We start from the raw sequence: 10790 nt of genomic DNA, 5'->3' as shown, positions 1-10790 counted from the left end.
GCGTCAACCTATTGCGATACCGAAAAGCGTGCCCAGGACGTACGTCACACCCGCCGCGGCACCGCCCAGAGCGAGCTGCCTGAGCCCGCTGTACCACCACGATCGAGCCGTCACCCGCGCCACGACGGCCCCGCAGGCGAAGAGCCCGAGCAGCGCGCACACCACGGCGGGCCAGAGCGCCGAAGCACCCAGCAGATACGGCAGTACGGGCACCAGGGCGCCCAGGGCGAAGGACGCGAACGACGAGACGGCGGCGACCATCGGCGAGGGCAGCTCCCCGGGGTCGATCCCCAGCTCCTCACGCGCGTGTATCTCCAGGGCCTGCTCGGGGTCCTTGGACAGCTGCCGTGCGACCTGACGGGCCAGGCCGGGCTGGACCCCGCGCGACACGTACAGGGCGGCGAGCTCGGACTCCTCGTCCTTGGGGTGCTTGCGCAGCTCCCGCCGCTCCACCTCGAGCTCGGCCTGGACGAGGTCACGCTGCGAGGCCACCGAGGTGTACTCACCGGCCGCCATGGAGAACGCACCGGCCGCGAGCCCGGCGAGCCCGGTGATCACGATCGTCTGCTGCGACACGGCGCCGCCCGCGACACCGGTCATCAGGGCGAGGTTGGAGACCAGACCGTCCATGGCACCGAAGACCGCGGGACGCAGCCAGCCACCGCTCACATCGCGGTGCGTGTGGTTGTCGCGGTGCGCCTCATGCAGCGTGGCCTGGTTGTCGACGATCGCCATATCCGACGGTGCTCCTCTCCTGCGGTACGGGCCGCCCGTACGAGGCTTCCGGTACGGACTTCCGCACCCCCGCCCGCGATCGAAAGTACGCGCGAAAAACGCCTCTCGCCAGCAAGGAAGGCCGTACTTACCAGCGCTTTTGGGCCGTCTGAAGGGCGTACGAGGGTGTCGAAGGAGTGACGTGACGGCACCGGCGTACGCCCGGACCGGAAAGGGTGGAACGCATCGGGCTAGGTCCTGTCGTCGAACTCGCGTCGTCGCCCGAAGGGCGGCCCAGCGGCGTCTGGTGCGGGCGATCGCAAGGCGCCGGAGCGCCCGCGTGGCGGAGTCACGTGGGCGCTCCGGCAACGCGGCGAGCGTGCGTGCCAGGCGTCGCTGGGCAGGCGGGAGTTCGACGACAGGGCCTAGGTCCTGTCGTCGAGCAGAAAGGCCGGAGTCCATGGCGTGGCCAGGTCCTCTCTTCCGGGTCAGCCCGGCTCCGGACGACGGTGCCTTCCGGGTGGCCCGAACGCCCGGGGGCACCTCCCGCTCGAGCGCAGCCGAGAGTGGGGGCGTGCGGGCCGGCCCCGCGACGCCGGGAAGATCCGGAAGAGAGGGCCTGGGTCCTCTCACGTCGGCCCCGGCGCCCGACGGCGCGGGGGCGCTGCGCGATCGGGCCCGCGGGGCGCTGCTCGGCCTCGCGGTCGGTGACGCGCTCGGCGCCCCGGCCGAGAATCTGAAGCCCTCGGAGATCCGCCGCCGCTGGGGCCGCATCGAGAGCTTCGTGTCGGAACACCCGGAGGGCACGGACGACACCGAGTACGCGATCTTCTCCGGACTGCTCCTGGCCCGGCACGGCTCGGGCCTCACCGTGGCGCACGCCGAGAAGGCCTGGCACCGGTGGATCGCGGACGTGGACGAGGGCCCGTTCCGCGGCGCGGGCTTCAGCGAGCGCGGCACCCTGGAGAACCTCCGCCGCGGCCTGGCCGCTCCGGTCACCGCCCAGCACCGGCACGCCTGGAGCGACGGCCTCGCGATGCGGGCCGCGCCCTTCGGCGTCTACGCCGCGGGCCGCCCCGCCGAGGCGGCCCGACTGGTGGCGATCGACGGCTCCGTCAGCCACGACGGCGAGGGCATCTACGGCGGCCGGGCGGTCGCGGCGGGGGTAGCGGCGGCGATGGCGGGCGAGGGTCCCGCGGGCACGATCGGCGCGGCGCTCTCGGTGATCCCCATGGACTCCTGGACGGCCCGCTCGCTGCGCCGCGCGGTGGTGGCGGCCCCCGGCGGCGAACGCGCGGTCCGCTCCGCGGTGGTGGTCGGCGGCTATCCCTGGACGGACCTGGCCCCCGAGGCCGTCGGCCTGGCCTTCGGCGCCTTCGCGGCGGCCCGCGGCGAGTTCCGTGCATCCGTCCTTGCGGCGGTCAACATGGGCCGCGACGCGGACACCACGGCAGCCGTGGCGGGCGCCCTCGCGGGCGCGGTCCGCGGCGCCTCGGCCATCCCGGAGGACTGGGCAGCGGCCATCGGCCCGGTCCGAGGCAGCTGCCTCCCGTCCATGGCGGGTTACCACGTCCTGGACATCGCGGACCTGTTGACCCCGGACGAGGAGGCCTGATGTCGGCACCGACCGACGTGACTGCTGTGCCCGCTGCCGCCGATGCCGCTGCGGGCAGTCGTTCCGCACCCGCTGTGGGCAGGCGTTCTGCAGAGCGAGTGGGGCCTCCCCTGCTCGAGCGAAGTCGAGAGCTTGGGGAAGGGTGGGCACAGCCCCCGTCGCCGGGCGACGCCCCGGACAGCCCTCGCCCCGGGGAGCCCGGGGGAACCCCGGTGCCGGGCACAGCAACGACGGAGGCACCTCCGACACGCACCCGCCTGGAGGGCATGCTCCTGGGCCTCGCCGCAGGCGACGCCGCAGGATGGCCCGCGGCGCGGCACCGCGCAGCGCGTATGCCCGAGTGGACCCGCCGCCTCACCCGCGAACTGGACACCTTCGCCGAGCAGAACGCCACCACCACCCTCCCCGTCCCGATCGCCCTCAACCAGCCCCCCGAACCCCTCCGCCTGGGCCCCTCCGACGACGCCGAGTGGGCGGCGTACACCGCCACCGCCCTCCTCGCCGGCCCCGGAAACGTCCGCGGCGCCCTGGACCACAACTGGGCCACCCTCGCCGCCCAGATCGCCGCGGCGGCGGCCCGCGCCCCCGAGGTCGAGTCCGCCGTCGTCCCGCTGCGCGCCCGCATCTCGGTCCGCGCCGGGCTCGGCAATCTCGCCACCGGCCTGCGCCCGCCCGCCACCGGCCACGACAACCCGCATTTCTTCGACGACGCCGCCTGCGTACGAGGCTGCGTCCTGGCCGCCGTACACGCCGGAGACCCCGAATCGGCCGCGGAGCTCGCGGAGTTCGACGCCCGCTACACCCAGGACGGCGACGGCGTGCACGGCGCCCGCGCGATGGCCGCGGCCCTCGCGGTGGCCCTGGCCGAGCCGACCCGAGCCGCCCAACCCGACCGACCCGATCGGCCCGACGGACCCGACCGACCCGCCCAACCCACCGGATCCACCGGACCCAGCGGATCCACCGGACCCACCCACCCCGACGACGCCGTCACCCGAGCCGTGGACGCTGCCCTCGCCCAGCTCCCCGAGACCACCGAGATCGGCCGTAACGCCCGCCACGCCGTGTCCCTCGCCCGCGAGCACGCCGCCTCCGCCCCGGCCGACCTGCCCGCCTCCGCCGGTGTCTTCGGCCTGATCCCGCTGCTCGAGCACGAGATCGTCGACCACGTCTACAGCTACGGCATCGCCGCCGCCGAGACCGTCCCGGTCGCCCTCGCCCTCGCCACCGCGGCCCGTGGTGACCTCGCCACCGCCGTACCGGCCGCCGCCTGCCTGTCCCGGGTCGCCGACTCGGCCCCGGCGCTCGCGGGCGCCCTCACCGGCGCGCTCGGCGGCGCCGACGCCGTGCCGGACACCTGGCGCTCCGCCTGCCGCGCCCTGTCCGGCTGTGCGCTGCCCCGCCTCGCGGGCACCGACCTCGTGCAGCTGGCCGCGGAACTCGCGGCCGCGCTCTCCGGCCTGCTCGCCGCCCGGCCCGACCGACCCCCCAGAGAGGACAGTTGACGTGGCATCCGTACCACCCGCACAGCCGAACCAGCCACAGCACCCACAACACCCGCCACACCCGCCACACCCGCCGCACTCCCAGCCCCTGCACCCCACCCTCACCGACCGCATCACCGGCAGCATCGTCGGCGCCGCCGTCGGTGACGCGCTCGGCGGGCCCGTGGAGGGCTGGACCCCGGAGCAGATCGCCGAGCGCCACGGCGGCCGGATCACCGGCATCGTCGGCCCCTGGCACGGCAACGACTGGCGCACCGCCCGCCCCATCGCGCCGTACCACAAGGGCGACGGGCACGTCACCGACGACACCCTGATGACACATGCGCTGATCCGCGTGTACGCGAAGGTGCGCGACCACCTCGACGCGTACGCCGTCGCCGACCACCTGGTCCCCGACCTGATCACACATCCGCGCTGGATCCCGGAACTCGAGGCCGAGGCCCTGCCCCTCCAGCGGATCTTCCTCGCCGAGAAGTGGCTCGTGGCCCGCCTGCACTACGGCCATGTCGACCCGCGCGAGGCGGGCAGCGGCAACATCGTCAACTGCGGCGCGGCGATGTACATGGCGCCGGTCGGCCTGGTCAACGCCGCCCATCCGGCCCGGGCGTACGCCGAGGCCGTGGACGTCGCGGGCGCGCACCAGTCCTCGTACGGCCGGGAGGCGGCCGGGGTGTTCGCGGCGGCGGTGGCGGCGGCCTGCACCCCGGGCGCGACGCCCGCCTCGGTGGTCGACGCCTGCCTGTCCCTGGCCAAGGACGGCACCCGTACGGCGATCGAGGCGGTCTGCGAAGTGGCCGTACGCCACCAGGAGTTCGAGTCGGCGCTCGCCCCGCTGCGTGCGGCGGTGGCCCCGTACGACACGGTCGGTCCCGACTACCGCGCCCCCTCGCTCGGCGCCCGCAGGCCCTCGCGGCTGCACGCCATCGAGGAGCTGCCGATCGCGCTCGGGATGCTGCTGGTCGGCGCGGGCGACTACCGCACCACGGTGCTCGGCGCCGTCAACTACGGCCGCGACTGCGACTCCATCGCCACGATGGGCGGCGCCATCGCGGGCGCGCTGCACGGCGAGACGACGGTGCCCGCCGCCTGGGCGGAGCAGGTCGGTGAGGCCAGCCGCCTCGACCTGCGCGCCCCCGCGGCCGAACTGGCCACCGTGGCCCGGGAGATCTTCGACCGCGACACGGAACGCCACGCTCGCCACGCCGCGGCGTTCACCGCTCTCACGGCCGCCCGGACGGACGTCACGGACCCGGAGCCCCGGTCCGGAACCGCGGCCACCCCCGGACCCCCCGGACCGTCCGGAACCCCCGCATCCGGCCACCCGGCACCCGACGAGCCGCCCCACCTCGGCCCGCCCCACGGCAGCTCCGCCCCCGACACCCCGGCCAACGGCGACTCCCCCGCATCCGCCGACCTCCCGGCCGTATACGCCGAAATCCGCCGATGACGCTCCGGCTCACCTGGGTGCAGCCCGAGGACCTGCTCGGGCACGAGCTGCGGCAGGCCGCCGAGGACGGCCGGACCGGCGTCGGCGCCGTGGCCGCGCGGCGCTGGCGAGCGGCGGGCGGCCACCCGGCCCCGCCCCGCGCGGGCGCGTCCGCACCACCGCGACCGAACTCCACCGACAACACAGCCACCGCCCTACGCACCCTGGCCCGCCAACTCCTCGACCAGCTCGACCGGTCCCAGTCCCCACTGGCCGCGCTCGAACCCACCGACCTCACGGCCATCCACGCCACCCTGCCCCCGGCCCCGGCCCCCACCACAGCCCCGGTCCCGGCCCCCGACCCCACGCCCCGCCTGCACGCCGCCTGGCTGGGCCGCGCCATCGGCTGTCTGCTCGGCAAGCCGGTCGAGAAGCTCCCCCTCACCGGCATCCGCAAGCTCGCCCGCGCCACCGGAAACTGGCCCCTGACCAGCTGGTTCACCGCCAAGGGCGTACCCCGGGAGCTGCTTGCCGCGTACCCCTGGAACCGCCGCAGCGCCGCCACCTCACTCGCCGAGAACATCGACGGCATGCCGGAGGACGACGACCTCAACTACCCCCTGCTCAACCTCCTCCTGCTCCAGCGGTACGGCCCCGACTTCACCACCCGCGACGTCGCCGCGCTCTGGCTGGACGAGCTCCCCGCGGGCCGCACCTTCACCGCCGAGCGGGTCGCGTACCGCAACCTCCTCGACGGCGTGGAACCCCCGCACACCGCCCGCCGCCACAACCCGTTCCGCGAGTGGATCGGCGCCCTCATCCGCGCCGACGTACACGGCTGGACCCACCCCGGCGACCCGGCCGCCGCCGCGGCCCAGGCCCACCGCGACGCCACGCTCACGCACACCGGCAACGGCGTGTACGGGGCGATGTTCGCGGCCGCCGCGATCGCACGGGCCGCGGGCGGCGGCGCCGACGTACACACCTGCCTGCGCTCCGGACTCGCCGTCGTACCGCCCCGCTCCCGCCTTGCCGCCGCGGTCCGCCACGGCATCCAACTGGCCGACAGGCACCGCGACTTCGACACGGTCGTGGACGTACTGCACGACACCTACGGGACGTACCACTGGGTGCACGTCATCCCCAACGCCGCCCTGCTCGCCGCCGCTCTCACCCACGCCGACGGCGACTTCGGCGGCTCGATCTGCCGTGCCGTCTCGGGCGGTTGGGACACCGACTCCAACGGCGCGACGGCCGGATCGCTCACCGGTCTGCTCGCCGGGCACCCGGACGCGCTCGGCGAGCACTGGACGGCGCCCCTGAAGAACCGCCTCGCCACGTCCGTGGGCGACTTCGACGGCACGACCTTCGACGCCCTCGCCCGTCTGACCGCCCGCCTCACCGTCCACCCTGCCGTGTCCGGCGCCCGCCCCGCGTAGCCGTACGAGGAGCCACATGCACGACACCACGGAAAGACCCCAAGAACACGACACCACGGAAGAGCCCCAAGAGACCGAAGCGCCCACCGCCCAGGAACCCGCCGCCCTCTCCGGCCTCCGCGTCCTCGACCTCTCCACCCTCTTCGCGGGCCCTCTCGCCGCCACCCTGCTCGGCGACTTCGGCGCCGAGGTGATCAAGGTGGAGCACCCGCACCGCCCCGACCCGTCCCGCGGCCACGGCCCCGCCAAGGACGGCATCGGCCTCTGGTGGAAGCTGCTCGGCCGCAACAAGCGCACCATCACCCTCGACCTGTCGACCCCCGGCGGCAGCGACACCCTCCTGCGCCTCGCCGCCACCGCGGACGTCGTGATCGAGAACTTCCGCCCCGGCACCCTGGAGCGCTGGGGCCTCGGCTGGGACGAGCTGAGCGGCGCCAACCCGCGCCTGGTGCTCGCCCGGGTCACCGGCTTCGGCCAGTTCGGCCCCTACGCGCACCGCCCCGGCTTCGGCACCCTCGCCGAGGCGATGAGCGGCTTCGCCGCGATCACCGGGGAACCGGCCGCGCCCCCGACACTGCCGCCGTTCGGCCTCGCCGACTCGATCGCGGGCCTGACCACGGCGTACGCGGTGATGGCGGCGCTGCACACGCGCGCGACCAGCGGCCGCGGCCAGGTCGTGGACATGGCCATCATCGAGCCGATCCTCACCGTCCTCGGCCCGCAGCCCATCTGGTACGACCAGTTGGGATACGTACAGCCGCGCACCGGAAACCGCTCCACGAACAACGCGCCCCGCAACACGTACCGCACCGCGGACGGCACCTGGGTCGCCGTCTCGACCTCCGCCCAGTCGATCGCGGAACGCGTGATGCGCCTGGTGGGCCGCCCGGACCTGATCGACGAGCCCTGGTTCGAGACCGGCCTCGGCCGGGCGGCACACGCCAACGAACTGGACAAGGCGGTCGGCGCGTGGATCGCCGAGCACACCCGCGACGAGGTGATCGCGGCCTTCGAAAAGGCCCAGGCGGCGGTGGCCCCCATCAACGACGTACGCGACGTCATGAAGGACCCGCAGTACGCGGCCCTGGACACGCTCACCACGATCGAGGACCCCGAACTCGGCCCCCTACGCATGCAGAACGTCCTCTTCCGCCTCTCCGCCACGCCTGGCGCGATCCGCTGGGCGGGCCGCCCGCACGGCGCCGACACGGAGGCGGTCCTGACCGAACTCGGCCTGACGGAGGCGGAGATCAGATTGCTGCGACAGGCGGGAGCGGCATGAGCGGCACACCCCCGCGGACCTCGCCGCAGCCACCCCCACTGACGTGGCTGTACGCCCCTGGGGACCGCCCCGAGACGGTCGCCAAGGCGCTCAGGGCGGGCGCGGACGCGGTGATCGTGGACCTGGAGGACGCGGTCGCCCCGGATCGCAAGGAGTACGCCCGCACCGCCACCGCCGAACTCCTCACCGAGGCCCACCAGCCGGTGCCGGTACACGTCCGCGTCAACGCCCTGGACGGCCCGTACGCGGCGGCCGCGGCGGCCGACCTCCGCGCCCTCACAGCCCTACCGGGCCTGGCGGGCCTACGCCTTCCGAAGATCACGAGCGCTGATGCGGTCACCACCCTGGCGGCGAACACCCCGACCCCGCCCCCGCTCTGCGCCCTCCTGGAATCCGCCCTTGCCATCGAGCACGCCTACGCCATCGCCACCGCGCACCCCGCGCTGCACTGGATCGCCCTGGGCGAGGCGGACCTGAGGGCCGACCTGGGCGTAACGAGCGACACGGGCCTCGACTGGTCCCGCTCCCGCGTGATCTGCGCAGCCCGGGCAGCGGGCCTGCCGCCCCCGCCCCAATCCGTCTACCCGGACATCACCGACCTGGAGGGCCTGGCCGCCTCCTGCGCCCACGGCCGTGCCCTGGGCTTCCTGGGCCGAACGGCGATCCACCCCCGCCAACTGCCGGTGATCGAGCACGCGTATCTGCCGAGCGCGGCGGAAATCGAAGCAGCGGAGGAGATCGTCAAGGCGGCGGACACGACCGGGGGCGCCCAGGCCCTCCCCGACGGCCGCTTCATCGACCCGGCGGTCGTGGCAGCGGCCAACCGCACCTTGGCCTTGGCGACCCGTGCGACCGATAGCCCGTCCGGCGTTTGAGGACGGGCGTGCCCTGCGTCAGATCTTCTTGGCCGACCCCGAAGACTCGGAGGAGTCGGACGACGAGTCAGAGGAGTCATCCTCAGAGCGATCGGCTTCGGAGCGGTCAGCCTCAGAAGAGTCATCCTCGGAGGAGTCCTTCGTGGTCCCGTCCCCGGACCCCCCGGAGGGTTCCGGCTCGACGACACCCTCGCGCCCCGGCCGCGACCGGCCCGAGATCACCATGTAGGCCACAGCCACCAGGAACACCGCGATCGAGACCCACACGTTGAAGCGCAGCCCGAGCACGTTGTTCAGCTGGACCTCGTCCACCCGCATGTACTCGATCCAGCCGCGCCCCGCGCAGTACGCGGCGACGTACAGCGCGAACGCCCGCCCGTGCCCGAGCTTGAAGCGGCGGTCGGCCCAGATCACAAGCACCGCGACGCCGATGCACCACAGCGACTCGTACAGGAAGGTCGGGTGGTACGTGCCCGGCACCCGCCCGCCGTCGGAGCGCGTGATCTCCAGGGCCCACGGCAGATCCGTCGCCCGCCCGTACAGCTCCTGGTTGAACCAGTTGCCCCAGCGCCCGATCGCCTGCGCGAGGGCGAGGCCGGGCGCGACCGCGTCGGCGTACGCGGGCAGCGGGATGCCGCGGCGGCGGCAGCCGATCCAGGCGCCGAGCGCGCCGAGCGCGATCGCGCCCCAGATGCCGAGGCCGCCCTCCCAGATCTTGAAGGCGTCGACCCAGTCGCGGCCCTCGCCGAAGTACAGCTCGTTGTCCGTGATGACGTGGTAGAGCCGCCCGCCGACGAGGCCGAAGGGCACCGCCCATACGGCGATGTCGGCAACGGTGCCGACCCGGCCGCCGCGCGCGACCCAGCGGCGCCCGCCGAGCCAGACGGCCACGAAGACGCCGATGATGATGCAGAACGCGTAGCCGCGCAGAGGAATGCCGAAGGGGTCGATCTCACCCTTGGCCGGGCTGGGGATATAGGCAAGGAGTTCCATGGCGAGGTCGACGCTACCGTGCCGGGCCGGAAGCACGGCAATCCGCCCGCCCTAACGGCTGGATAACGGGCCCCGCCCGGCCCGGGGAACCGAGGAACCGCAGCACCCCGGACCGCCCCGTCACCGCTACCGCGCGGCCGCCTCCACCATCTGCTTCAGCTTCGCGGGCGTCAGCGGGTTCTGCTGGTCGCCGAAGATGTCCTTGCCGTTGAGGTGCACGGTCGGGGTGCCCCGGAAGCCGCCCTTCTCGAAGGCCTCATTGGACTTGCTCACCCAGCTGTCGTGCGTGCCGTCCTCGACGCACTTCTTGAACTCGGGGGTGTCGAGACCCTCGACCTTTCCGGCGAGCTCGATGAGCCTGCTGTTCTCCCCGAAGGCGTCTTCGGCCTCCGGCGGCTGGTTCTGGAACAGCACGTCGTGGTACGGCGTGAACTTGCCGGCGTCCTGGGAGCAGGCCGCGGCGTTGGCGGCACGCAGGGAGCCGCTGCCGCCGAAGTTCTTGTCGATCAGCGTGGCGAGGTGGTACTCGACCTTGAGCTGGCCCTTGTCGGTCAGCTCGTGGATGGTCTGCCGGTACGCCTTCTCGAACTGGGCGCAGGCCGGGCAGCGGAAGTCCTCCCAGATGGCCAGGGTGGACTTGGCGTCGGCCTGGCCGACGGTGATGGCCGGGCCGTCCTTGCCGTCCGCCCCCTTCGGCGTCACGACCGGGCCCGCGCTCTCCTTCTTGCCGTCGCCGCCGGTGTTGGCGGCGATCACGCCGGCGATGGCGGCCAGGCCGAGGACGCCGACCACGGCCGCGGCCACGATCAAGGTGCGGCGGCGCCGCTCCCGCGCCTTCTGCCGCTCGCGCTCGACGGCCAGCCGGTCCCGGGCGGCGCGCTTTCCCTCACGGTTGTTCTCGCTCACATCCCGCCAAACGAACCGGGGAGGCACCAGCGTGC

The 10790-nt window shown here is 73.9% G+C and carries 8 protein-coding genes and 1 pseudogene; 6 read left to right on the top strand and 3 right to left on the bottom strand.

Annotation, left to right across the window (positions count from 1 at the left end):
* Nucleotides 1-3 precede the first annotated feature (3 nt).
* The gene (locus tag ACWD10_RS19315) at nucleotides 4-735 is read right to left on the bottom strand and encodes a VIT1/CCC1 transporter family protein (RefSeq protein ID WP_451092453.1); all 732 of its coding nucleotides are present in this window, start codon (nucleotides 733-735) and stop codon (nucleotides 4-6) included.
* Nucleotides 736-1333: 598 nt separating this feature from the next.
* Between ACWD10_RS19315 and ACWD10_RS19310 the strand changes: the two genes are divergently transcribed.
* The 6 genes and pseudogenes from ACWD10_RS19310 (at nucleotide 1334) to ACWD10_RS19285 (ending at nucleotide 8856) form a co-directional block, all read left to right on the top strand.
* Complete coding sequence (locus ACWD10_RS19310) at nucleotides 1334-2329, top strand: ADP-ribosylglycohydrolase family protein (protein WP_451092677.1); 996 nt, start codon at nucleotides 1334-1336, stop codon at nucleotides 2327-2329.
* Nucleotides 2329-3834, top strand: coding sequence for an ADP-ribosylglycohydrolase family protein (locus ACWD10_RS19305; RefSeq protein ID WP_451092451.1), 1506 nt, complete (start codon nucleotides 2329-2331; stop codon nucleotides 3832-3834). The genes ACWD10_RS19310 and ACWD10_RS19305 overlap by 1 nt, the downstream gene beginning before the upstream one ends.
* A 6-nt stretch (nucleotides 3835-3840) precedes the next feature.
* A pseudogene (locus ACWD10_RS19300) lies at nucleotides 3841-5056 on the top strand (ADP-ribosylglycohydrolase family protein); the annotation flags it as partial.
* A gap of 221 nt (nucleotides 5057-5277) precedes the next feature.
* Nucleotides 5278-6699: an ADP-ribosylglycohydrolase family protein gene (locus ACWD10_RS19295; protein ID WP_451092449.1), complete on the top strand. Its 1422-nt coding sequence runs from the start codon at nucleotides 5278-5280 to the stop codon at nucleotides 6697-6699.
* A 16-nt stretch (nucleotides 6700-6715) separates the two neighbouring features.
* Nucleotides 6716-7981 carry a CaiB/BaiF CoA transferase family protein gene (locus tag ACWD10_RS19290; protein ID WP_451092447.1) on the top strand — a complete coding sequence of 422 codons (1266 nt, stop codon included), beginning with the start codon at nucleotides 6716-6718 and terminating at the stop codon, nucleotides 7979-7981.
* Entirely contained in the window at nucleotides 7978-8856 is an 879-nt protein-coding gene (locus tag ACWD10_RS19285; RefSeq protein WP_451092445.1) for an HpcH/HpaI aldolase/citrate lyase family protein, read from the top strand. Before ACWD10_RS19290 ends, ACWD10_RS19285 begins: the two co-directional genes overlap by 4 nt.
* Nucleotides 8857-8874: 18 nt before the next feature.
* Here the strand turns inward: ACWD10_RS19285 and lgt are convergent, their stop codons facing one another.
* The gene (gene lgt, locus ACWD10_RS19280; RefSeq protein WP_451092443.1) at nucleotides 8875-9849 is read right to left on the bottom strand and encodes a prolipoprotein diacylglyceryl transferase; all 975 of its coding nucleotides are present in this window, start codon (nucleotides 9847-9849) and stop codon (nucleotides 8875-8877) included.
* Nucleotides 9850-9975: 126 nt separating this feature from the next.
* On the bottom strand, nucleotides 9976-10755 hold the full coding sequence (locus ACWD10_RS19275; RefSeq protein ID WP_451092441.1) for a DsbA family protein: 780 nt from the start codon (nucleotides 10753-10755) through the stop codon (nucleotides 9976-9978).
* Between the last annotated feature and the right edge of the window lie 35 nt (nucleotides 10756-10790).

Source organism: Streptomyces sp. NPDC002851 (genome assembly GCF_053591935.1).
The sequence above is the reverse complement of the archived record's forward strand: the minus strand, read 5'-3'. Positions and strand labels throughout refer to the sequence as shown.